General features: G+C 68.1%; 20 protein-coding genes. 5 read left to right on the top strand and 15 right to left on the bottom strand.

The genetic code is table 11. The features are described from left to right. Window positions 1-2: 2 nt before the first annotated feature. Genes GE115_RS10065 through GE115_RS10085 form a run of 5 tightly spaced genes read right to left on the bottom strand, consistent with a single transcriptional unit; the run spans window position 3 to window position 4,856 of the window. Complete coding sequence (locus GE115_RS10065; RefSeq protein ID WP_246190697.1) at window positions 3-785, bottom strand: ABC transporter ATP-binding protein; 783 nt, start codon at window positions 783-785, stop codon at window positions 3-5. After that, on the bottom strand, window positions 775-1,503 hold the full coding sequence (locus GE115_RS10070; RefSeq protein WP_153684676.1) for an ABC transporter ATP-binding protein: 729 nt from the start codon (window positions 1,501-1,503) through the stop codon (window positions 775-777). Before GE115_RS10070 ends, GE115_RS10065 begins: the two co-directional genes overlap by 11 nt. After that, complete coding sequence (locus GE115_RS10075; protein WP_153684677.1) at window positions 1,500-2,735, bottom strand: branched-chain amino acid ABC transporter permease; 1,236 nt, start codon at window positions 2,733-2,735, stop codon at window positions 1,500-1,502. Before GE115_RS10075 ends, GE115_RS10070 begins: the two co-directional genes overlap by 4 nt. Further along, window positions 2,719-3,603: a branched-chain amino acid ABC transporter permease gene (locus GE115_RS10080; RefSeq protein ID WP_312855064.1), complete on the bottom strand. Its 885-nt coding sequence runs from the start codon at window positions 3,601-3,603 to the stop codon at window positions 2,719-2,721. The genes GE115_RS10075 and GE115_RS10080 overlap by 17 nt, the downstream gene beginning before the upstream one ends. Window positions 3,604-3,614: 11 nt before the next feature. Then, window positions 3,615-4,856: an amino acid ABC transporter substrate-binding protein gene (locus GE115_RS10085; RefSeq protein ID WP_246190698.1), complete on the bottom strand. Its 1,242-nt coding sequence runs from the start codon at window positions 4,854-4,856 to the stop codon at window positions 3,615-3,617. Window positions 4,857-5,026: 170 nt separating this feature from the next. On the opposite strand from GE115_RS10085, the gene GE115_RS10090 reads away from it, so the two are divergent. Together GE115_RS10090 and GE115_RS10095 are read left to right on the top strand one after the other, a co-directional pair. After that, window positions 5,027-6,064 carry a LacI family DNA-binding transcriptional regulator gene (locus GE115_RS10090; protein WP_153684678.1) on the top strand — a complete coding sequence of 346 codons (1,038 nt, stop codon included), beginning with the start codon at window positions 5,027-5,029 and terminating at the stop codon, window positions 6,062-6,064. A gap of 61 nt (window positions 6,065-6,125) precedes the next feature. Beyond that, window positions 6,126-6,677: a hypothetical protein gene (locus tag GE115_RS10095; protein ID WP_153684679.1), complete on the top strand. Its 552-nt coding sequence runs from the start codon at window positions 6,126-6,128 to the stop codon at window positions 6,675-6,677. Window positions 6,678-6,726: 49 nt separating this feature from the next. Here the strand turns inward: GE115_RS10095 and GE115_RS10100 are convergent, their stop codons facing one another. From GE115_RS10100 to GE115_RS10110, 3 genes are read right to left on the bottom strand one after another with little or no spacing between them, the layout of a single operon-like run. Then, the gene (locus GE115_RS10100) at window positions 6,727-7,560 is read right to left on the bottom strand and encodes an MBL fold metallo-hydrolase (protein WP_153684680.1); all 834 of its coding nucleotides are present in this window, start codon (window positions 7,558-7,560) and stop codon (window positions 6,727-6,729) included. Continuing rightward, window positions 7,557-8,003 carry a nitroreductase/quinone reductase family protein gene (locus GE115_RS10105; protein WP_153684681.1) on the bottom strand — a complete coding sequence of 149 codons (447 nt, stop codon included), beginning with the start codon at window positions 8,001-8,003 and terminating at the stop codon, window positions 7,557-7,559. The genes GE115_RS10100 and GE115_RS10105 overlap by 4 nt, the downstream gene beginning before the upstream one ends. Before the next feature lie 24 nt (window positions 8,004-8,027). Beyond that, a complete protein-coding gene (locus GE115_RS10110) occupies window positions 8,028-8,660 on the bottom strand; it encodes a VOC family protein (RefSeq protein WP_153684682.1) in 633 nt (210 codons plus the stop codon). A 159-nt stretch (window positions 8,661-8,819) separates the two neighbouring features. Here GE115_RS10110 and GE115_RS10115 point away from each other — a divergent pair, with 159 nt between their 5' ends. After that, entirely contained in the window at window positions 8,820-9,053 is a 234-nt protein-coding gene (locus GE115_RS10115; RefSeq protein WP_153684683.1) for a DUF2188 domain-containing protein, read from the top strand. A gap of 112 nt (window positions 9,054-9,165) precedes the next feature. On the opposite strand, the gene GE115_RS10120 is transcribed toward GE115_RS10115, so the two are convergent. Continuing rightward, window positions 9,166-9,402 (bottom strand): hypothetical protein, encoded by a 237-nt coding sequence (locus GE115_RS10120; protein ID WP_153684684.1) that lies wholly within the window; start codon window positions 9,400-9,402, stop codon window positions 9,166-9,168. 209 nt (window positions 9,403-9,611) lie between these two features. Between GE115_RS10120 and GE115_RS10125 the strand changes: the two genes are divergently transcribed. Continuing rightward, window positions 9,612-10,304: a class I SAM-dependent methyltransferase gene (locus tag GE115_RS10125; protein ID WP_153684685.1), complete on the top strand. Its 693-nt coding sequence runs from the start codon at window positions 9,612-9,614 to the stop codon at window positions 10,302-10,304. A gap of 36 nt (window positions 10,305-10,340) precedes the next feature. On the opposite strand, the gene GE115_RS10130 is transcribed toward GE115_RS10125, so the two are convergent. The 6 genes from GE115_RS10130 to GE115_RS10155 form a co-directional block, all read right to left on the bottom strand. Then, a complete protein-coding gene (locus GE115_RS10130; RefSeq protein WP_153684686.1) occupies window positions 10,341-11,201 on the bottom strand; it encodes an alpha/beta fold hydrolase in 861 nt (286 codons plus the stop codon). After that, window positions 11,186-12,076 (bottom strand): hypothetical protein, encoded by an 891-nt coding sequence (locus GE115_RS10135; RefSeq protein WP_153684687.1) that lies wholly within the window; start codon window positions 12,074-12,076, stop codon window positions 11,186-11,188. Before GE115_RS10135 ends, GE115_RS10130 begins: the two co-directional genes overlap by 16 nt. A 125-nt stretch (window positions 12,077-12,201) precedes the next feature. Next, entirely contained in the window at window positions 12,202-14,580 is a 2,379-nt protein-coding gene (locus GE115_RS10140) for a tetratricopeptide repeat protein (protein WP_153684688.1), read from the bottom strand. Window positions 14,581-14,907: 327 nt separating this feature from the next. Next, on the bottom strand, window positions 14,908-17,502 hold the full coding sequence (locus GE115_RS10145; protein WP_312855065.1) for an ATP-dependent Clp protease ATP-binding subunit: 2,595 nt from the start codon (window positions 17,500-17,502) through the stop codon (window positions 14,908-14,910). A gap of 127 nt (window positions 17,503-17,629) precedes the next feature. After that, the gene (locus GE115_RS10150; protein WP_153684689.1) at window positions 17,630-19,855 is read right to left on the bottom strand and encodes a UvrD-helicase domain-containing protein; all 2,226 of its coding nucleotides are present in this window, start codon (window positions 19,853-19,855) and stop codon (window positions 17,630-17,632) included. Next, on the bottom strand, window positions 19,852-20,688 hold the full coding sequence (locus tag GE115_RS10155; protein ID WP_172979814.1) for a hypothetical protein: 837 nt from the start codon (window positions 20,686-20,688) through the stop codon (window positions 19,852-19,854). The genes GE115_RS10150 and GE115_RS10155 overlap by 4 nt, the downstream gene beginning before the upstream one ends. Window positions 20,689-21,155: 467 nt before the next feature. On the opposite strand from GE115_RS10155, the gene GE115_RS10160 reads away from it, so the two are divergent. Continuing rightward, window positions 21,156-21,614 (top strand): hypothetical protein, encoded by a 459-nt coding sequence (locus tag GE115_RS10160; protein ID WP_153684691.1) that lies wholly within the window; start codon window positions 21,156-21,158, stop codon window positions 21,612-21,614. Window positions 21,615-22,099 lie beyond the last annotated feature (485 nt).

Consider the following 22,099-nt stretch of genomic DNA (forward strand, 5'->3'; position numbering starts at 1 on the left):
GGTCAGCTCGCCGGGCGCCCGCCGAGGTACAGCTCGCCCAGGGTCGGGTCCGCGAGCAGCTCGGGGGCGGGCCCCGAGATGTGCACGCGGCCGAGGTCGAGCACGCACCCGATGTCGGCCGTCTCGAGCGCGCGGCGGGCGTTCTGCTCGACGAGCAGCACCGCGGTGCCCGCGTCGCGCATGCGCGCGACCTGCTCGAACACCTTCGCCGTCGTCTTCGGGTCGAGGCCCATCGACGGCTCGTCGAGCAGCACGACCTTCGGGCTCACCATGAGCGAGCGGGCGAACTCGACCTGCTTCTGCTGACCGCCCGAGAGCAGGCCCGCGAGCTGCTTCCACCGCTCGCCGACGATCGGGAACAGGTTCTGCACGAACGCGACGCGCTCGTCGATGACCTTCTGGTCTTTGACGGTGAACGCACCGAGCAGCACGTTCTCGGCGACGGTCATCTCGCGGAACACGCTGTGCCCCTGGAGCACGTGCGCGAGGCCGTGCTTGAGCATGCGCTGCGAGTTCGTGCCCGTGACATCCACGCCGTCGACGAGGATCGAGCCCGAACGCGGCGCGAGCATGCCGCTCGCGACCTTCAGCACCGTCGACTTGCCGGCGCCGTTCGGGCCGACGAGGCACACGACGGTCGCGGGCGGCACCTGCACGGTGAGCCCGCGCAGCACGAGCGCCGCGCGCCCGTAGCCCGCCTCGATGTCGTTGAGCTCGAGCAGGTTCGTCGATGCGGCGGCGTTCGAAGCGGCACCGGATGCCGCGGCCATCGGTTCAGACGCCAAGGTAGGCCTCCAGTACTCGCGGGTCCTGCTGGATCATGGACGGCTCGCCCTCGGCGATCGGGCGGCCCCGGTCGAAGACGACGACGTGGTCGCACAGGCTCATGACCATCTCCATGTTGTGCTCGACGATGATGAACGTCTTGCCCTCCTCGTTGAGCTCGCGCACGAGGGTTGCGATGCGGCCGATGAGCGCGGGGTTCACGCCGCCCGCCGGCTCGTCGAGCATGATCGTGTCGGGGTCGCCCATAAGCACGCCGGCCAGCTCGAGCAGCTTCTGCTGCCCGTAGCTGAGGTTGCGGGCCTCTGCGTGCTCGAGGTGGTCGATGCCGACCCGGCGCAGCCAGTGGCGCGCGCGTTCGCGCTCGTGCTCGTCGTCGGCCGATCGCAGCAGGGTGCGAACGCTCGGATGCCGCACGGCCACGAGGAGGTTCTCCATCACCGTCATCCGCGGGAACACCCGGCAGAGCTGGAAGCTGCGGCCGATGCCCGCCCGTGCGACCCGGTCGGAGGCGTGCTTCGTGATGTCCTTGCCGCGGTACGCGACGGACCCCGAGTCGGGCTTGATCATGCCCGTGACGCAGTTGAAGAACGTCGTCTTGCCCGAGCCGTTCGGGCCGATGAGCCCGTTGACCTTGCCGTCGACGAATCGCACCGTCGCGTGGTCGACCGCGGTGACGCCGCCGAACGACTTCGTGAGCTCGACGGTCTCGAGGTTCATCGGGTGACCTCCTTCGGGTCGGAAGCGTCGGAAACGTCGGAAGCATCACGCGTGGATGCCTCGCCGGATGCCTCGCGAGCATCCGCGGCGCCCGTGGCGGAGGCATCCGATCGCCGGTTCTGCTCGAGGAGCTCCGCGGCGCTGACGTCGCGGATCGACGTCTGCTGCGGGCGGAATCGATCGATCAGCTGCCCGACCGCCGGAATCACGCCGTCGGGCATGAAGAGCACGACGACACCGAGGAGCAGGCCCGCAGCCACGAGGTGGAACTGCGTGTCGCCGAACTCGAGCTTGAAGTACTCGAGCGCGATGCCGACGATCAGTGCTCCGAGGAGCGGACCGAAGAGGTGCCGCACGCCGCCGAGCAGCGCCATCAGCACCATGTACGAGCCGATGAGGATCGAGAACTGGAAGATCGGGTCCAGGTCGCCGAACCACAGCGCGTACAGCCCGCCGCCGAGACCCGTGACGAGCGCCGACAGCACGTAGGCGATCAACTTGTAGCGCGTCGTCGGCACGCCGAGCGAGCGCGCCTTGTCCTCGTCTTCGCGGATGGACTTCAGCGCCGTGCCGAACTTCGACCGGTCGATGACCCACCACGCGACGAGCGCCGCCGCGAGCAGGCCCGCGAAGAGGTAGAAGAACGCGCGATGGTGCTCGGGCCGCAGCAGGTCGGGGAACGGGCGCGGCACGATGAGGCCCTCCGAGCCGCCCGTGAACTCCCGCCAGCTCTGGAACACGAGCAGGAGGATCAGCACGAACGCGATCGAGACGATCACGAACGACGCACCGCGAACGCGCAGGGCGGCGATGCCGACCGGGACGGAGATGGCGACGACGACGAGTGCCGCGAGCACCCAGGCGACGAACCCCGGTAGCTCGAGGTACTTCACGATGAGCCCCGTGCCGTAGGCGCCGAGGCCGAAGTACGCCGCGTGCCCGAGCGAGATGTAGCCGGTGAACCCGCCCATGAAGTTCCAGCCCGTCGAGAGGACGGCGTAGTTCAGGATGACGACGCCGGCCGACAGGATGTACGGGTTCGGCGCGATGAACGGGAACGAGAGCACGAGCGCCGCGCCGACGACGAGGAGGGCGAGGCTGACGGCCCTCGACCACCGGCGGCGGCGGCGCGGTGCATCAGGGGCCACGACGACGGTCTCGGTGAGGGCCGGCCCGAGGTCGGCCGAGGCGGTCCGCCCGGCCGAGGCGGTCCGTTCAGAATCGTTGCGCAAGGCGACCTCCGAAGAACCCCTGTGGGCGGAACATGAGCGTGGCGAAGAGCGCGACGTAGAAGACGGTCTGCGCCCAGGTCGCGCCGAGCGGGATCTGCAGCAGGCTCTGCGAGATGCCCAGCAGCATCGCCGCGATCGCCGCGCCGGGGATGCTGCCGAGGCCGCCGACCACGATGATCGCCATCAGCGGGCCGATCCAGTGCCAGTGCAGCGACGGGTAGATCGTCGCGTCGAGCGAGAGCGCGGTGCCGCCGATCGCGGCGGTCGCGAGCCCCAGCCCGAACCCGTAGCCCGCCGTGCGGTCGGTGTCGATACCGACGAGCCGCGCCGCCTCGGGGTGCTGGATGGTCGCGCGCAGCGCCCGCCCGAACCGCGTGTACTTCAGCAACAGGTAGAGGCTGAGCAGCGCGAACGCGGCGAGCACGAACGCCACGAGCTTGACCACCGGCACCTGCGCGCCGAACACGTCGAGGCTGTCGCCCGCGTACGGCAACTGGATGCGCCGCTGCGTGCCGGTGAAGATGAACCCGAGCGCACCCTCGATGATGAGGGCGATCGCGAAGGTCAGCAGCACCGACATCATCGTGAGCGTGAGCGGCTTCAGGCGCGAGACCAGCAGCCGCTGCATCGCGAACCCCGCGAGGAAGAACACGGGCACGGTGACCACGAGCGAGAGCATCGGGTCGAGGCCCGTCTCGCGGTTGAACCACCACGCGAGGTAGGCGGCGAGGATCAGGAACGCCGAGTGCGCGATCATGACGACGCGCATGATCCCGAAGTACAGCGTGAGGCCCGCTGCCAGGAGGGCGTAGAGCCCTCCCAGCAGCACGCCGAGGATCAGGCTTTGGAGGAACAGGGGTCCGGACACGATGGGTTACGTCACCACGCCGGCTTGGGGTAGATGAAGTCGGCTTCCTTCGCGTCTTCCGGCAGCACGATCTTGATCTCGCCGCCGACCCACTGCTGGATCAGGTGCGCGCCCGACGGCCGCCCGGCTTCATCCCAGCTGAGCGGGCCCACGACCGTGTCGACCGTGTTCTCGTGCAGCCAGTCGATGAGCTGCTGCTGGCACTCGCCCTGCTCGGCGCAGCCGACGGCCTCGACCGCGGCGGCGACGACCTGTCCGGTCGTGTACGCGTTCGCCTCGTCTTCGGCGGGAGGGTTGCCGAAGATCTCGGTGTACTTCTCGACGAACTCGACGTTGCTCGGGAACGACGCGGTCGGCGACCAGCCGGTCGGCGAGAGGATGCCCTCGGTCTGGTTGCCGATGGCCGCGGCGAACTCGGGGTTCGTCGGCGCGGTCGAGAAGGCGGCGACCTTCGGCTGGTAGTCGAGCTGCTGCAGCGCGATGATGAGGTTCACGCCGTCTTGGTACTGGCTGCCGCCGATGACGACGTCGGCGTTCGACTCCGCGATCTTCGCCGCGATGACCGAGAAGTCGGTCGTGTTCGGCGGGTAGACCTCGTCGACGAGGATCTCGACGCCGCCCTCCTCGAGCTTGTCGCGCAGGCCGTAGGCCGTGCCCTGGGCGAACGGGTCGTCCATCGCGGCGACGGCGGCGGTCTTCGGCCGCTCGCCCTCGGGCAGCGACAGCAGGTAGTCGGCGAGGTAGTTGTAGTGGTCGTCGGCGACCGCGGGTGCCGCGTAGAACAGGTTCTCGAAGCCCTGCTCGAACACCTCGGCCGCGGCGCCGGCCGGCTCGACGAAGAGCATGCCGTACTCCTGCGCGACGCGGGCCGAGGGCACCACGAGGCGGGTCGAGAACGGGCCGAAGACGAGGTCGACGCCGTCTTGGGCGATGAGCGACTCGTAGTCGGAGACGACGCGGTCGGCGTTCGACTGGTCGTCGAGGATCTTGAGCTCGACCTGCCGGCCGAGGAGTCCACCCTGCTCGTTCACGATCTCGGCCCAGGCCTCGTAGCCGCGCTCGACGCCCTTGCCCGGCTCCGAGAAGTCGCCCGTGAGCGGCAGTGAGACGCCGATGACGATGGGATCGTCGTCGCCCCCGCCGCCCGAGCCGCCGTCGTCGCCGGCGGAGCAAGCGCTCAGCGCCAGGCCGGCGGTCGCCGCGAGTGCGACCAGCGCCATCGCCCGGCGACGTCTGCTGTGGGTCACGTGCATGGGGTGCCTCCTACGTCGTTGTAGTGGAAAGCGCTTTCGGAAGCGCTTTCGTCACTATATTGAGCGGGAGCGGACCTCGCAATGGTGCGGCAGGATTCGGATGCCTCGCCGCCGTCGAGATCCGGGATGCCGCCGGCCCCGCCGCCGGCGCCGACACGGGAAGAGGGGCGATGAAGCAGCCGGAGGCGACTCGGTTGGTCGACGTGGCGGCCGCGGCCGGCGTCTCGCTGGCCACGGCCTCGCGAGCGATGTCGGGCGGTTCCGGCGTCTCCGACGAGCTCGCCGGCCACGTCCGCGCCATCGCCGACCGACTGGGCTACATCCCGAACGTGCACGCGCGCGGGCTCGCGGGCGGACTCATCGCGAGCATCGGACTCGTCGTGCACGAGATCGGCGACCCCTACTTCGCGGAGATCTCGAGCGGAGTCATCCATCGCGCCGCCGCCGACGGGCAGTCGGTGCAGATCACGCACGCCGACCGCGACCCTGTGAGCGAACTCGCCCAGGTGAGCGCCCTCGTGATGCAGCGCGTCGGCTCGATCATCATCGCCGGCTCGGGCTACACCGACGCCGCACTCGAGGCGCCGCTCGACGAGGCCCTCGCGCGGTACCGTGCTCGCGGAGGCCGGGTCGCCGTCATCGGCCGCCATCACCTCGCGGTCGACGCCGTGCTGCCCGACAACGTGGGCGCGGGCCGGTCGATCGCGCAGCACCTGGTCGGGCTCGGCCACCGCCGCGTCGGCCTCGTGGCCGGCCCGCTCGACCTGAACACCGTGCAGGACCGCCTCGACGGACTGCGGTCGGTGTTCGCGCGCGCGGGCGTCGCGACGCACACCGTGTCGCACGCGTTCACGCGCGAGGGCGGCATCGACGGCACGAACGAACTGCTCGACGCCGGCCGCGACGTCACGGCGATCGTCGCGCTGAACGACGCGATGGCGCTCGGCGCGCTGCGGGTGCTGCGCGAACGGGGCATCCGCGTGCCCGACGAGATGTCGGTCGCCGGCGTCGACGACATCACCGTGGTCGCCGATATCGCGCCGGCCCTGACGACCGCGAGGATCCCGATGGCGGAGATGGGCCGCGAGGCGGTCGCGCTGACCCTTCGCCGCGAGGCCGACGAGCCGCGACGCATCGAGCTCGGGCACGAACTCGTCGTGCGCCAGTCGACGAGTGCGCCGCGGGTCGGGTACAACTCCCCATCGTGAGGGTTCCCCGGGCGCTGCTAGCCTGACGCCGGCGCTGGGCATCCGGCCGGGAGGAGTCGCAGTGCACACGAACACCGTCACCCGTCGTCGACGTATCGGCATCGCCCTCGCAGCTGCTGCCTCGAGCATCGCCCTCGTGGTGGGAGTTCCCTCGGTCGCCCAGGCGGCCGCCCTACCCGACGGGTTGTACAAGGCGCCGTGGGAGTCGTGCGTCTGGGAATACAGCGCCAGTGGCGGACGCAGCTACGTCTCGGCCGATCGGTGGAAAGCCCTCGGATACCCGGCGGTCACGACGAGCGTGCAGTTCGGCCGCGAGGCGTCGTTCATCTGGAAGAACGGCACGTCGTCGCACGAGATCTTCGCCGATACGTCTCGGTTCATGGCTACGCCGTGCGGCGCGCACAAGCTGACGTTCGACGAGTGGCGTGCGATGGGAGCACCGACCCCCGTCACGATGAACGCACAGTTCTACCGGGTGAACGGCAGCTCGACCCTCTACGGGCGCATGTTCACATTGGGCGAGACGTATTACCCGACGATGCGCCCCATCAACTATGCCGAGTGGACCGAACTCGGGTTCCCGACGCCGCACGTTGTGTCGCGACTGCCGTAACTCACAGACGTGGTGCGCACCCGACGGCCGTGCCGGCCGCCGGGCGGCGCTACCAGGCCACCCCGTTCGCCAACGCGACCTCGACGGCCGCGGCGGCGCTGCCGATCCACGGCTCGCCGTGGCCCGTCAGCATCACACGCGCGGTCGAATCCCGCAGCACGGCGAGCGACGCGCGCGCCAGCTCGGCGTCGTGATGGAACATCTCCGGAAGCAGCTGTGGACCCACGATCGGCGAGATGCGGTGACGCGTGATGAGCGCGTCGCCGACGACGATCACGCCCGAATCCTCGAACTCGAACACTGCGTGCCCGCTGGTGTGGCCGGCGACGAGCCGCACGCGTGGCCGCCCGGGCACCTCCACGATCCCGCCATCGACACGGCCACCGACCCGGCCATCCACCCGGCCGCCGCGCACCGGCAGCGGCGAGGCGCTCGGCACCCCGAGGCGCGCTCCGCCGCGCAGCAGCGGCAGCATGCCAGACACCCAGCGGGCCACTCCCGGTCGCCACAGGTTGCGGACCACATCGGCCGGCCCCGCCTGCTCGAGCCTCTCCCGCCGCACGTTGGCGAGTTCGTCGACGTGGGCGTACACCGGCGTGCCGTACGTCTCGGCGAGCCAGGCGGCACCGCCGAGGTGGTCGGCATGGCCGTGCGTCACGAGCACCGCCGTCACGTCCTCGGGGCGGCATCCCACCGCGCGAAGGGACGCCTCCAGCAACCGGCGCTGGCCCGCGTACCCGGAATCGACGAGCGTCACCCCGTCGGGTCCGACGTGCATGACCCAGTTGACGTGCTCGGTCTGCGCGAGGTGGATGCGGTCGCCGATCGCGTCGACGCGCAGCGCGGCCCGCCCGCGAGTGGTGCCGCGCCCCGCCCGGTTCATGTCGCCGGTTCGCAGATCACGACCGGGATGACGCGCGCCGTGCGCTCCTGGTACCGCCGGTAGCCGGCGTAGCTGCGGACGACGCGCGGCCACAGCGCGGCCCGCTCGTCGGCGTCGGCGGTGCGCGCGATCATCGGGCGCAGCCCGGTCCTCGTCGTCAGCTCGACGCGCGGGTCGGCGACGAGGTTGAGGTACCAGGCCGGATGCCGGTCGGCCCCGCCCTTCGACGCGACGAGCACGATGCGATCGTCATCGACGATCGGCGCGGTCAGCATCGCCGACCGGCGCTCGCCGCTGCGTCGGCCCCGGGTGTGCAGTTCGACGACCTCGAGCCGCCCGAGCCGCCAGCCGAGCCGGCCGCCGGTCACGCGGATGACGAGCCGGTGCAGGCCCGCGAGGAACGCGAGCGTCCGATCCCCGACGACCCCGCCGTCTGCGCCCATGCCCCGAGGCTACGCGCCCGCGGTTCAGGACGCAGCGGGCTCCCAGACGAATCCGTCTGGGTCGGTGAACGCGCCGCCGTCGGAGTTGATGCGGATGCGGTGCGAACCCGAACCCTCGGCGTCGACACCGGCCTGCTTCGCGAGCGCACGCCGCTTGTAGAGGCCCAGCCCGATCGGGCTCTGCCCGGTCTCGAAGTCGACGTAGCTGCCGAAGCTCTTGCCGACGGCGAGCCCGCGGCCAGTGTAGAGCTTCTTGCTCGCCGAGACGTCTTCGGCGCCGAGCAGCAGCACGAGGTGCTCGAACTCGCGCGTGGCCGGCGCGGTGTCCTTCTTCTGCGAGGTCGCGAGGTTCCAGATCGCGCCGTCGGGCGCCTGCACGACGCCGCCGACGCCCCACATCGACTTCTCGACGGGCTTCAGCTGGGTCGCGCCCGCGGCGAGCGCCGCGTCGAAGAGCGCTTGCACGTTGCCGGGCTGCGCGACGACGAGCGAGAGCGTGAATCCGCGGAATCCGCTGGTCGGGGCATCCGATTCGACGGTGCGCACCTGGTTCTCGAGGCCGAACGCGTCTCGGTAGAAGCGAGCGGATGCCTCGGGCTCGGCGGTCTCGATCGTGATCGAGTCGATGGTCGTGATCTTCGTTGCTGTGGTGTCCATGACTGCGAAGGTACGCGGGGTCGAACGGGGCGCGCTTCTCGATTCCTGCTCGATCCGCACTGGCCCGTCAACCCGCTACCGGACGCATCCGATCGGCGTACCGTGGCGCCGAACCGACCGCGCACGACCGACCGCGCACGACCGCGAAGGAGGGCCACCATGGCCGACGGCGATGTCGAGACCCGCTCGAACCGAGGGCAGTGGGAGAACCGCGTGGAGGGGCATCCCGAGCTCTCGCAGAGCTTCGCGAGCCGCGACGAGGCCGTCGATGCGGGACGGCTGTACGCCGAGGAGCACGGCGCAGCGCACACCGTCGTCGACAGCGATCCGACCGGCGCGATCACCGACGAGGACCCGGCGTCGGGCGAGCCGGCTTCGGGCGACTTCGGCTGAGCGCCGGCGCGTCTACCCGCTTGGCTCCCGAGTACACAGGATGAGCGGGTTCAGGACCTCGCATACAGGCTCGTAGGTCGCCTGGTCCTGCGAATTCGCAGTAGCTCAGGCGTCAGGCGGCGTGGCGTCCGCGCGCGGTGCGGGACGTCGTGAGCGGGTGGAGCGCGACCGCACGGATGCGGCGACGGGTCGCATGCGGGGCTTCGCGACGCACGGCCGGCGCCTCGGTGCGCGCCGGCACCACCGCCGCCGAGCCCGGCCGCGGGTGGTCGGCCACGCGGGCGCACGCGCACGGCAGTACGGCGAGGTCGCCGAGCGGCCCGATCACGTATTCGAGGTGGGTCGCCATGGCGTTGCTCCTTCCGTTGCGCGCGGGTGCGAACACCCTTCTGCCCCGAGAGATGCAGGATGCCCCGGATCATGACGCGAGACATCCGGAGCATCCCTGAGATCACCCGGGGATGCCACCGCCGTTACCGTGCCGTTGCCGGTTCAGCAAACGGGCGTGCCGATCGAGCACGGGTTCCGTATCGTCGTCACGCGAGCGGAAGGAACCGGATGACTCGACACGGGCACGATCACTCCCCCGGCGGCACCCACCGGCACGGCGAACCCGATGCCGGCGCGATGTTCGAGGCGCCGAGCTGGGAGGAGCGCTACTCCGGCGAGCAGTCGGTGTGGAGCGGCAGGCCGAACGCGCAACTCGTGGCCGAGGCATCCGGTCTGACGCCGGGAACCGCGCTCGACGTCGGCTGCGGCGAGGGCGGCGACGTCATCTGGCTGGCGCAGCAGGGCTGGCGGGTGACGGGCGCGGACTTCTCCGCCAACGGCCTCGCGCGCGCGGCCCGGCACGCCGAGGAGGCGGGCCTCGCCGCCCGAACCGACTGGTGGCAGGTGGACGCGCGCACGTTCGACGCCGGAGGCCGATCGTACGATCTCGTCATCACGCACTTCCTGCATCCGCCGGACGGCGGGATGGTGGAGGTCACGCGTCGGCTGGCCGGGACCGTCGCGCCCGGCGGGCACCTGCTCGTCGTGGGGCACGCACCCTCAGAAGGCTTCCCGCACCTGACGGACGAACACCGGAGGGCGATGTTCCTCGCCGAGGAGCTCCTGCCCGCCCTGCCCGACGACTTCGTGGCGCTCGTCGTCGAGCAGCGCCCCCGCACGATGACGCGCGACGGCGTGACGATGGACGTGCACGACTCGACGCTGCTGGCGCGACGCCGAGGATCCCCGCCGGTCGAGTAGCGCAGCGTATCGAGACCCGATGCGCTCTGCGCCGGCTCACCTCGTCGGTTCGAACCGGTGCACCCGCCGTTCGCCGATGTCGCGCGAGCGGACCTGCCGACGCGCGGGCGTGTTCGCCTTCGCGACGCCCGTGACGAGCGCGAGCTGCCGCGCCATGTCCTCCGATCCCCAGTACTCGCCGTGCTTGAGCTCGGTGCTCGTCGACCACCAGCCGCCGGTCCACCGCCCTGGCGGGCCGGCCGAACGGCCGACCGCTCGCCCGCCGTCGCGCTCACCACCGGGGGTGGATCCGCGGGCGAGGAACATGCCCGGGCGGAACAGACCTCTCAGCACCGGATCCTTCAGCGACGACCGCACGACCTGCGTGGTGCGGGGCAGGTTCGACGAGCCGTACCTCGCGCCGTCGCGGCAATCGGCTTCGGGCACCGCGGCCGCCATCAGGTACGTCGCCCGCACCCGGACGCGAGGATGCTCCGCGCCGAGCTCGGCCAGGGCCGACAGCACGACCCGGCATCCGAGCGAGTGGCCCACGAGCACGACCGAGCGCGAGTACGTGCGCTCGATCAGCTGCGCGATGCGTCGTCCCGATTCCTCGGCGGGTCCGACCCGAAGCGAGAACGTCGGCACCGAGACGAGCGGCCCCCACGGGTGGTCGCCCGGCCAGTGGACGCCGAGGAACACCACGCCTCGACGACTCGCGGCGCTCACGTGCGTCGCGAACTCGCCGTAGCCGCGTTCGGCGCGACCCCGGTTCGTCGCGAAGCCGTGCACGAGCACGACGAGCGTGCCACGCAGGAAGACCTCCGACGGCAGGGCCGGCGCCTCATCGACGACCCGGAAGCCGAATCGCCCTCCCTGCCGGAGTTCGACGTGCGAGATCGTCAGCGGTCGCGCCATCTCGCGGCCCCCGCGCTGAGATCGCGCACCACCCACGCCAGGAAACCGCCCACCACGAACGATGCCAGGGTGATCGGCATCACCGCGGCGCCCGGCACGAGCATCGCGGTCGCCCACCCGATCACGCCCGCGAGTACGACTGCGCTGAGCTGCATCGTCCGTCGCCACCGCTGCGAGACGATGATCTGGAACGACTCGATGCCCCGCTGCAGCGCGGCGTTCAGCAGGGCGGCGTTCCAGTCGTCGGTCGGGTCGGGCAGCGGTTCCGCGCCCCGCGACGTCGACGTCGGCATCGAGGGCTGGGGCGAGCCCTTCGACGCAGCTTCGGGATCCCGCCCCGTGAACACGACCATGAGATCGGGATGCCCCACCGGCGAAGCCAGCACGAGCTCGCCGAGATCCGACAGCTGGGCCGCGAGCTGCTCGGTCGGGGCGTCGAGGTACTCCGTCTGCGCCACCCCGAAGGTGTTACGGTGGCCGTCGGGGTCAGACTTCCGCGGTCGCCGTCGTGGTGCGGTGCCCAGCGCAAGCACCATGAGGTCGTCGAAGGCCCTCTCCGTCGCGGCCTCCTCCGCTGCGTCGGAGCCGACCGGCAGGGTCGCTTCGATCCGCTTGCGCATCCACGCCTTGAGCTGTCGCGCGTGGAAGTAGCCGCGGAGGTACAGCACGCGCTTCGCGATCTCGAGCAACGCGCACGCGGCGACGGCGCTGAAGACGACGATCCAGATGAGCGCGGGAATCAGGTCGGGTGTGATCGGCACGGCCATGAACCAGCCGACGAACAGCACGAGTGCGAGGATGCCGCCGATGACGAGGACGCCGGGCCCCACCGCCCAGAGGACTCCCGGGGCGCGGTCCTTCGGCTGTTCCCCCATGCCGACCCTCCGCTCCCGGGTTGAGCCCCATCGTCCTGATCGGGCCACACGACTCGCCACCCCCAGAACAAGGCACACGGAGGCTTCGTTTCGAGAACTGCTCTCAAGCGATTCTTGAAATCAGCTCAGGCGATGGAACTCGGCGAGGGGCTTTCCTCTGCGCTCGGGAGCGGCTCAGCTGTGTGTGGCGAGAAGATGGCGGAGTTCGGATCTGTAGCGGCCTCGGCTCCCGAGTAGTCTGGCGGCTCCCCCGCCTGCGCCCTCAGCATGTTGCCGAGATTGACCTGCGCCATCTTCACGCCCTTAGCGATCGCTGCCCGGAAGTGAGCCTCCGCTTCCTCCAGATCGCCGCGCTGCCACAGGATTCCGGCCAAATTGTTGAGCGCCTCGGCGTCACCCAGCCGGATCGCCTCTCGGTAATTGCCCTCGGCGCCGGGGCGGTCACCCACGCGCTCGCACAGCACGCCCAGCGCCGTGAATGACGGACTGTGCGACGACTCGGCCGCCTTCGCGAACCAGTCACGAGCCTCCTCAACCCTCGCGGCCTGCGGATTGGGCACGAACGCCAGCAGCTTCCCCAAGCGGAACATCCCGACGGGTGAGCCAGCCCTGGCCGCTTCTCGGAAACCTCGTTCAGCCGTTTCTTCGTCGCCGGCCGCCAGGGCCATCTCTGCGAGCCCGAGCGTCGCCGGGATGAATCCGTCGTGCGCGGCATCGCGCAGCAGTTGTTCTGCCTCATCGAGGTCACCACGGCGCGCCCGCGTGAGCGCGAGTCGATACCGTGCGGGCGCCCATCCGGACTCAGCCGCTTGCGAGACCAATAGCTCCGCCTCTTCGGCCTTGCCGCGTTCGTCGAGCAGCGCGGCCAGCGTCAGCATCGCCTCGACTGCTCCTTCGGCGACCGCACGACGCAGCCAGATTTCTCCGGCGTCGGGATCGCCGCGGTCGACGAGTGCAAGGCCGTGCATGTGCATCGCCGGAGGGAACCGCGCCTGCGCCGCGGCCTCCTCCAGACCGGCGGCCTCCGCCAGCCGGTCGGCACTCGCTTCGCCGGAGTCGGCCGTCGTCCCGCGAAGGATGAGCGCGAGGGCGGCCATCGCGGCCGGTTTCGCGTCGGCCGCGCCGGCGCGGGCTCGCGCCTGCGCGTCATCCGTTCGCCCCATCGACCAGAGCGTGATGCAAGCGTTGTACTCGGCGCGCATCGAGCCGGCCGCCGCCGCGCGATCGTAGAGCGCGAGCGCCGTCTCCTCCCGGCCGGCGGCGAGCGCTCGCGCGGCGGCCGGGCCCACCTGCATCGGGTCCACCGCCGCCTCCACGATCTCCGCCCACACCTCGGCAGGGATGTCGGTGCGGTTCTCGTTCCTGACTGCGGCCTCGAGGAGCGGGAACGGCGTCACCGCGCTACCGTCCTCGGGCTGAATCAGCCGGAAGACGCGTTGCTTCGCGTTCGGCCGCCACTGCTCGGCCCATTGCAGTTCCAGCTCCGCGTCACAGCCCGCGACATCTAAGCCGAGCCGTTCGGCATACGCGGGCGCGAGGCGGTGGGCGGTCTCGACCGGGATGGCGATGCCGATCGTCGTTCGCTCCCAGTCCACGACGGCGCGCATGAGCGCGTACGCGTATGGATGCGTTTCCCGCGAACTCCTGAGCAGTGACGCGGCCTGCCGGCTGCCGACGAGGTAGGCGCCCGGTCCCCATCGACGGACGCCCCGGGCGATCTCCTTGTCGGGGATCGATTCGGCGATCCGCGCATGGTCGTCCTTCGGGATGCGGAGCTGGCGGAACTCGCCCAGGGCCGCCGCGGGCTCGCCCTCGGCGAGGCTCAGGCGAGCGAGCGTCTTGACGTTCAGGGTGCCGACGACCGGGTTCCCGTTCTTCGCGAGGCGGTCCATGACGTCGGGAGCGAGCCAACCGGACTTCAGGGCCATACCGAGATCGCTGAAGAAGATGATCGCGCCGCCGATATCGAACGGCGAATCGGACTCGAGCAATTCGCGCACGGCATCGCGCGTCTTCGGCACCACCACTCTCCGCCGTCGAAGCAGGTCGTCGTCGAGCAGGGCCTGGACCGCGGTTCTGGAGGCGCCCTCGAGCGGCGGCCCCACCACGACGACCGGCTGTCCGTCGCCGACAGCCCTGCGGATCGACGCTTCGATACCGCGCTCCTGGTATGGCAGCTTCGCGATCGAGAGGTGAACGCCCAAGTGCTCGTGCGGGTCGAGGTCGCGGAGCGTCGGCAGCCCGCGGTTGCGGGCGGTGACGGCCAACTCATCCAGCCGACGCTCCGCCGCTCGACGCGCTGCGGTGATCGGCAGAATCAACTTCTCGACCGCCAGCGCGACGACCGCGACGGCGGCACCCGCGACGGCCAGTTCCGGACTCGATCGGAACAACCCGAGCACCACGGCGACGAGAGCGAGGCCGAAGAGGACCCACAGCGACCAGCTGATTCTCACTCGGATCCCCGAGGGCACCGCGTCGCGTCCGGTGCGGCTCGATCTCATGGCACCCTCCCCCGAACCAGCCCACGTGGAGGTGATTGTCGCCCAGCGCGGGCACGGCCACTCTCAACTCGCCAAATCTGAGGCATCCTCTTGTTTTTCCTGCGTCCATCGTGTCACGTTCGCACCGCGGAAGAACAGGGCCCTCCCTGAGACCGGGCATCGGTGACGACGACGCGAGGTCCTCAGAGCGGCCGCAAGCGGGTACGCCGTTGGGCCCGGCCTCCTCGAGCGCGAGGGGGCCGGGCCTGGTCTCGATACGGCGCTGGCGCGCCTACTCGACCACCGGGGTGCTGAGGCTGGCGCGCCTACTCGACCACCGGTTCCGGGTTACGCCGCCAGCGGCACCTCGACGCTCGCGCGCGGCACGGATGCCACGACCAGCGCACCGTCGACGGCGTCGACCTTCACGCCCTCGCCGTCGCCGAGCGAGCCGTCAACGAAGAGGTCGGCGATGCGGTCATCCACCTCGCGCTGGATCAGGCGGCGCAGCGGACGCGCGCCGTATTCGGGCTCGTAGCCGTTGGCCCCGAGCCATTCGACCGCGGCATCCGTCACCTCGAAGGAGACCTCGCGAGCGGCGAGGCGACCGACCGTGGCGCCGAGCATGAGGCGCACGATCTGCGCGATCTCAGCCTCCGACAGCTTCTGGAACAGCACGATCTCGTCGATGCGGTTGAGGAACTCGGGGCGCATCGCCTCGCGCACCTTGCCCATGACGCGGGCCTTGACGTCGTCCTGCGACGAGAAGCCCGAGCCATCCGTCGACGCGACGAACCCGAGCGCGCCCGAACGCGACGCGAGGAACTCCGAACCGAGGTTCGAGGTCATCACGATCACCGTGTTGCGGAAGTCGACCGTGCGACCCTGGCCGTCGGTCAGGCGTCCGTCGTCGAGCACCTGCAGCAGCAGGTTGAACACGTCGGGGTGCGCCTTCTCGATCTCGTCGAACAGCACGATCGAGTACGGGTTGCGCCGCACGCGCTCGGTGAGCTGGCCGGCCTCGTCGTAGCCGACGTATCCGGGAGGGGCGCCGACGAGCCGCGACACCGTGTGGCGCTCGCCGAACTCCGACATGTCGAAGCGGATGATCGCGCCCTCGTCGTCGAACAGCCGGTCGGCGAGCGCACGAGCGAGCTCGGTCTTGCCGACGCCCGTCGGTCCGAGGAAGAGGAACGAACCCACGGGCCGGCGCGCGTCGCCCATGCCGGTGCGGTTGCGGCGCACGGCCTTCGCGACGGCGGTGACCGCGTCGTCCTGTCCGATGACGCGCGCGTGCAGCTCGCTCTCGAGCGTCGCGAGACGCTCGCGCTCACCCCCGGTGAGGCGGTTCACCGGGATGCCGGTCGCCCGCGAGATCACCGCGGCGATCTCGGCTTCGTCGATGCGAGTCTCGGATGCCTCGCCGCCGGCGTTGCGCGCGACGGCGCGGCCCTTGGCGCTCGCCTCGTCCAACCGGTCCTGCACCTTCTGGATCTCGTCGCGGATGCGCGACGCCTCCTCGTAGTGCTCGGCGGTGACGGCGGCGTTCTTGTCGGCCTCGAGGGTCGCGAGACGCTCGATGAGCTCGCTCACGTCGACCTTCACGCCGAGCTTCAGGCGCAGGCGCGCGCCGGCCTGGTCGATGAGGTCGATGGCCTTGTCTGGCAGTACGCGGTCGCTGAGGTAGCGATCGCTGAGCTCGACGGCGGCGCGGATCGCGGCATCCGTGTACTCGACGCCGTGGTGCTGCTCGTACGCGGGCTTCAGCCCGTGCAGGATCAGCACCGCGTCCTCGATCGACGGCTCGCCGACCTTGACAGGCTGGAACCGGCGCTCGAGCGCCGGGTCCTTCTCGATGGTGCGGTACTCCTTGAGCGTGGTCGCGCCGACGAGGTGCAGCTCGCCGCGCGCGAGGCGGGGCTTCAGGATGTTTCCGGCGTCGGTGCCGCCGTCGCCCGATCCGCCCGCGCCGACCACCGTGTGGATCTCGTCGATGAAGACGATGAGCTCGCCCTTGTTCGCGGCGATCTCCTCCATGGTCTTGGTGAGGCGCTCCTCGAAGTCGCCGCGGTACCGGGTGCCGGCGAGCATGCCGGGCAGATCGAGCGAGATGACGCGCTTGTTCAGCAGTGCCTCGGGCACGGACTCCTCGACGATCGCGCGGGCGAGGCCCTCGACGATCGCGGTCTTGCCGACGCCGGCCTCGCCGATCAGCACGGGGTTGTTCTTCGTGCGGCGGCTGAGGATCTCGATGGTCTGCTCGATCTCGTCGACGCGCCCGATCACGGGGTCGAGCTCGCCGTTCGCGGCGAGTTCGGTCAGGTCCATGCCGAACTTATCGAGCATGGGCGTCGCGGATGCTCCGGCGTCGGCGTTGCCCGCCGGGTCGGTCGCGTCGTCGATGCCGGCCTCGCCCGCGTGGATCGTCTCGCGGACCTGCTGGGTCAGCGCCTCGGCGGTGACCCCGGCGCGGGCGAGCACCTGGCCGGCCGGGGCATCCTGCCCGAGCACGAGCGCGAAGAAGAGGTGCTCGGGCTCGATGTACGTCGCGCCGCTCGAGCGCGCCACCTGGTAGCTGTGGAACAGCGCGCGGCTCGCGCTCGGCGTTATGGTCGCCGCGTTGATGTCGGCGGTCTGCGTCGCCTTCGGCAGGCGTGCCTCGGTCGCGGTGATGATGCGCTCGGGGCTCGCGCCGATGCGGGTGATCGCCTGCGTGACCGCCTCGTCTTCGACGATGACGCGCAGGATGTGCAGCGCGTCGAGCTCGGTCTGCCCGCGTTCGAGCGCGAACTTGCCGGCACGCTGCAGGATGCTCTGGGTACGCGACGTCAGGAACCGGCTGAGGTCGATCGACCGCGCCTGCCTGGCCTGCTCACCCGCGAGATACCGGCTGAGAAACTCGTCGAACGAGCTCGCACCGGCTTCGTTGAAGTCTTCGGGCACCTGGTTCTCCTCGTGAACTTGAGTTGGGTACGCTCAAGTTCAACGCGAGGAGGATTTGGGTATTCCCGTACGGATCGCGGCACTCCCATTGAGCTCGTCACCCGAGCTCGTCACCCAATCGTTTCGCTCATACTTGACTTCCCCGCACGAGACTCATGATTCCTGCAGTACTCGCTTGACGAAGGACCTCCGCAGGCCCGCCATCCTCGTCGTTAACAAACACGCGCACTTCCCTTTCGGCGCGGCTTATCGCGAGGTAGAGCAAGGAAAGCATCCGGGTCTTCTCGTTCGGCGGCAACGGCCCGGATTGAAGGTCCGGAAGGCCAACGACAAGGACGTTCTCAAATTGGAGGCCAGCAAGGTACTCAGCTGCGCCAACGACGACGCCTCGACTTCGGTACCCAAGGCCTTCAATGTCCGAGCGGCCCGAGATTATCGAGACATGAAAGCGGCCAGAGGTACCGATTTGTGAAGCTAGTTCGCTGTACCGGCTCCAAGCCTTCATATCCACGACGGCAAGGGCAATCCGACCCTTTCCGTATAGTTCCTGAACGCTCGAGTAGATGTCGGTGGCCGCGCCTTCCTGGGAGACAGAGTGAACAAGGGTTGGAACCGGCCCGGCCGACTTGGAGGACTCGACCAAAGAGAAATCGACATCCCAGTCATGTCCCAAGTCAAACGCAGGAAACGTGTGATGGACGTGTTTGACCAATTCGAGGATCTGAGGAGTGAACCTGTGCACGGTCGTGAGTTCGAAGTTGGCGACATCTTCGATCTCAGCATCACCAATTGACGGCGCTCCCGACCAAGTCTCGTCGGAGGCCGCCCCAATAAATGTCGCTGACGGTGATTGCCGCGGATCGAGCGCCATGAAGATCTGCGGGTACTTGGAGACATCACGCGTCAAATAGTGCAGGACCTGCCGCTCAAGCGGGCTGAACAAATGAAACTCGTCGACGAAAACGAGGTCGTATCCCAGGACACGCCGCGAGCGATTCCATGCATGCGTTTCGAGATAGCTGAGAAAGTCGGCCAGAAGTTGGTCTGACGTGACGAGCGATCGAGCCTCCAGGTTCTCCATGAAGCGCTCATAGAGACTGAACACGAGCCGCTTATCTTCTGGATCCTCAAGGGGCAGCATCCATCGCGCCCGGGGGAGTTGCAGATAGCGTGCTTCAGAGCCAGCGCCGGGGAAGATTGCGGCTGCGCCAATCACCGAACCGAACTCGATCAGCAGATCCCATGCCAGTGCAGCGCGATCGTTCGGCTCGATAGACTCAAACCGCGAGCGCAACTCCTCACTAACCGCCGCACGATACGTCGCCCAATCACCGCTCGCGAACTCGTCGATGACGTCGAGAATCTGATCCAGCTGGGCACGCTTACTGCTGTAGCTATCTTCGCCGATGAGCGCAAACTGCGCGTCGCCAAGATTCTGTTGCGGCAGCACGAGCTGCGCAATTTCGAGCAAGGGCAATACCTCGAGTTGCTGAAACGGTCCGACTCCCATTGCCGAAATGGAGTCATCTATCTGCGACGCGAGAGCCCAACTGTGCGTCAGGATCAACACCCGTTTGTCGTTACCGCGTTCTTCTGATCGAATGCATTCGGAAACCGCCTTCAAAGTCAATGCCAACGTTTTCCCGGAGCCGGCGGGCCCACGGAGTCGAATGGAACGATCGGTGGGCGCCTGGATGAACGCGAGCTGGTCCGCGCTCACGGTGCTGAGCCATTCCGTGAATCCCCGATTACGAACGACGCCCTGCGGGAGAGCCGGCAGATATATGTCAGCTTGCCCTGAAGGCGACCGTCTCGCGTCCGCGAACGACTGTGCTGCGCTGGTGATCGCTTCGCGCCAGTCGTCCTCGAAGGCTGGGAGCCGACGCTCATCGGACGACGCGAATTCCACCAGCATCTCGTGGTTCCGCGATGTCGTTGTGCGCCAGAAGATCACGTCACCAGCCGCCCCGCCAGAGAGTTCCGCGATCCAGCGTGTCGACTGCGCATCACCGTTGGACAGTGCAAAGAAGGCGACAAAGTTATCGTGCTTGTACTGGCGCCAGCCCCGCGGGAGCGACATCGGCAGAACTCGCGCACGCTCGGCAAACGAGGCCATTCGACTGATCACGTCACGGCGTCGAGCCGATAGTTGATCAGGAACGAACTGGTCCTGTGTAAAACCACCACGAATGATGATCACGCGAGGCGTGGTCACCTCATCGTCGTGTGCAACGAGGACTACAGCGTTCTCGCCATCGTGCTCGAACAAAACTTCGCTCGACGGAATGGCATCAGGTGAGAGACCGGTTGCGAGCTCGCGGAGTGCACGAATAGTCGTGACGAGCGGCTTCATGAGGCGATGTCTCCCAACAAGCTTGAATGGAAAGCTCTCATCTGCTCATACTCAGGAGGCATTCCGATGGGCATGAACACGAGCGCAAAATTCTGGACGAGCGCGTGCGCATATCGATCTTGCAGCCGTGAGATGCGACGGTACTCTACCGACCGATGAGAAGGCCCGAGCGCAATCTGATGTTCCCAAACTTGTTCAAGGTGTCTGAGATACGCGAAGTACCCTTCCTCGTGTGAGGGTGCGATGGAGCCGAGGAACATCGCATCGCCTGGGGGGTTCGAAATTGAGTTCGACAGGCTATTGAGAACTCGCTGTCGGGCATCCTCTCGTGGAGGGGGCTTCCTGCATGCGAGGTGCCCAGCGACGAGCGCGTGCACGGCCTCCTCAACCCCTCGCTGGTCCGCAGAGAGGCCACGCAATCCTTCAATCAAGCGCTCCGCCGCACTCACAAGAGGTTCATCGAGGCCAAGCGCACGGACAATTTCACCGTCAGCGGAACTCACGGCCCACTCAAGCGCTCTGGCCTCGGTGAGATTCGGAAGGTCGCTTGATCGTGCCATCTCGAGAAGCTCACCGACCAACTTCCTCTGAAGGATCCCACGCAGCCGCGGAAGACGAAGCTCCAACAAGTAGTCATCGGTCGCAAGCAGGGGAACACACGTGATCCGACCGAAGTGCTTCTCATTCGCGAGATCACAATCAGCTGTGACGACGAACAGATTTCTCTGCCAAATCGAGGCATCAGTGTTCACCGCCTCGAGCACATCACCTTGTCGGAGCGGCTCCGTCGATCGCACCTCTCGGTACTCAACGAATCCCGTAGTGGCTGACATCAAGCCTCCTCCAGATCCTGAATCGCGCCCGTTCCGCGGCGTCTGACCTTTGACGTCGATGTCCGGAGCACGTTGCACCCCGGACTTCGTGGCCACGATCGCGCCCTGCGCATGGATGTCAGAAGCCAACTCCGCCCCTATGAAACGGTGCGTAGCTTGGGCCGACCGTAGTCTCACGACCATACCGAGGCCCACATGGCCGTGCTGACCCTTGCGGTACCCCCGTTATGGGGCCATTACGGCGGCAGTTCTTGGCTGGTGATGGCCGGTTGTCTGGATGGCCCATGAGGCTGCCAACCACATCGTTCGAGGGTAGCGACACGTCAACATGGGAGTCACAGGGCCGGAAAATCCTCATTCAAGCCACGCGCTCTATCGAGGCACTCGGCAACTGCTCACTTTCGACCCGTATCTGATTTCGGTCAGTGTCGGTGCCCGCCCTTCTGGCCAGCGGATAAAGTGCCGACATGAACGAGACGGTCTGGGTCGCACTGATCGCCGTCTTGGGGACTTCGCTTGGCGCCGCGATCTCGCCGACCATCTCATTGATACGAGATATCGCCGCCGCACGAACTGACTCAAGGACTGATCGGCTCCGAGCCGCCGCTGAATACGGCACAAGGCTGTTGGCCTTCGAAATCTGTAACCCCGAGAGGTTTGACAGCGCGGCAGTTCGACGCGCTCACCGGGAGGTCATGGATGCGCGATTCGAACTTGCGCGGCACCTCGTGCGCGGTGAGGGAAACGTAGACCGATTTGCAGAGCACGCGATCGCAATGGTTGCTCGCTACACGGATGCTCGCAGGCAAGAAGCAGCAGAGTATGCCGCGTCTCGAGTCCTCGATTGGGCGCGGGGCGACATATCCCCGGCGAATCTGCACCTTTTCGAGTTTCTCCCTAACGGCCCCGAGTTCGTCCTGGCCTGAGCGTATCGATGCGGCCCACCGACCGAGCCGGCAGGGTGGATTAGCCGCATTCTTTTCGACGACCCAACGCCTCCATCGGAAAAGCTCTACGACAGCAAGAGCCGCGACAATCGGTCCCCGCATAGTGGCAGTCCCGCGGTAGCCCCCCGTACTAACCATGCTCCTGCCGACCAGTAGTGTTCAGGCGCGGAGCGGGGACAAGCGGACGATTCAACGAACTGGTAGTGGCCACTGTTGCGCCAGCGCTGATCGGCGCTGTGGCATGCTCGGCACGACCGCCCGAAGTCAACCTGAAGACAAACGATGCATGCACCTCGCCCGAGCCGACGCGAGCCGTCTGTGCTACCCGATAATCGTGGCTGCCAAAGCTCTCCAAGCGGCCTCCGGCGCAGCAGAGCCGGAGCCCATGAGCGGGGTTACTCCGAGATTCCGGGGGTCAATGCGACCCCACAACACAGTCGTCCGTGCGCCAGGTGAAGCTGAGC

The sequence above is a fragment of the Agromyces agglutinans genome, assembly GCF_009647605.1.
Classification (GTDB): Bacteria; Actinomycetota; Actinomycetes; order Actinomycetales; family Microbacteriaceae; genus Agromyces; species Agromyces agglutinans.

Coding starts and splice junctions, on each gene's coding strand:
- GE115_RS10070 (WP_153684676.1), bottom strand. CDS start 1,503: ATGAACCTCGAGACCGTCGAGCTCACGAAGTCGTTCGGCGGCGTCACC.
- GE115_RS10085 (WP_246190698.1), bottom strand. CDS start 4,856: ATGCACGTGACCCACAGCAGACGTCGCCGGGCGATGGCGCTGGTCGCA.
- GE115_RS10090 (WP_153684678.1), top strand. CDS start 5,027: ATGAAGCAGCCGGAGGCGACTCGGTTGGTCGACGTGGCGGCCGCGGCC.
- GE115_RS10100 (WP_153684680.1), bottom strand. CDS start 7,560: ATGAACCGGGCGGGGCGCGGCACCACTCGCGGGCGGGCCGCGCTGCGC.
- GE115_RS10105 (WP_153684681.1), bottom strand. CDS start 8,003: ATGGGCGCAGACGGCGGGGTCGTCGGGGATCGGACGCTCGCGTTCCTC.
- GE115_RS10110 (WP_153684682.1), bottom strand. CDS start 8,660: ATGGACACCACAGCAACGAAGATCACGACCATCGACTCGATCACGATC.
- GE115_RS10115 (WP_153684683.1), top strand. CDS start 8,820: ATGGCCGACGGCGATGTCGAGACCCGCTCGAACCGAGGGCAGTGGGAG.
- GE115_RS10120 (WP_153684684.1), bottom strand. CDS start 9,402: ATGGCGACCCACCTCGAATACGTGATCGGGCCGCTCGGCGACCTCGCC.
- GE115_RS10125 (WP_153684685.1), top strand. CDS start 9,612: ATGACTCGACACGGGCACGATCACTCCCCCGGCGGCACCCACCGGCAC.
- GE115_RS10130 (WP_153684686.1), bottom strand. CDS start 11,201: ATGGCGCGACCGCTGACGATCTCGCACGTCGAACTCCGGCAGGGAGGG.
- GE115_RS10135 (WP_153684687.1), bottom strand. CDS start 12,076: ATGGGGGAACAGCCGAAGGACCGCGCCCCGGGAGTCCTCTGGGCGGTG.
- GE115_RS10140 (WP_153684688.1), bottom strand. CDS start 14,580: ATGAGATCGAGCCGCACCGGACGCGACGCGGTGCCCTCGGGGATCCGA.
- GE115_RS10150 (WP_153684689.1), bottom strand. CDS start 19,855: ATGAAGCCGCTCGTCACGACTATTCGTGCACTCCGCGAGCTCGCAACC.
- GE115_RS10155 (WP_172979814.1), bottom strand. CDS start 20,688: ATGTCAGCCACTACGGGATTCGTTGAGTACCGAGAGGTGCGATCGACG.
- GE115_RS10160 (WP_153684691.1), top strand. CDS start 21,156: ATGAACGAGACGGTCTGGGTCGCACTGATCGCCGTCTTGGGGACTTCG.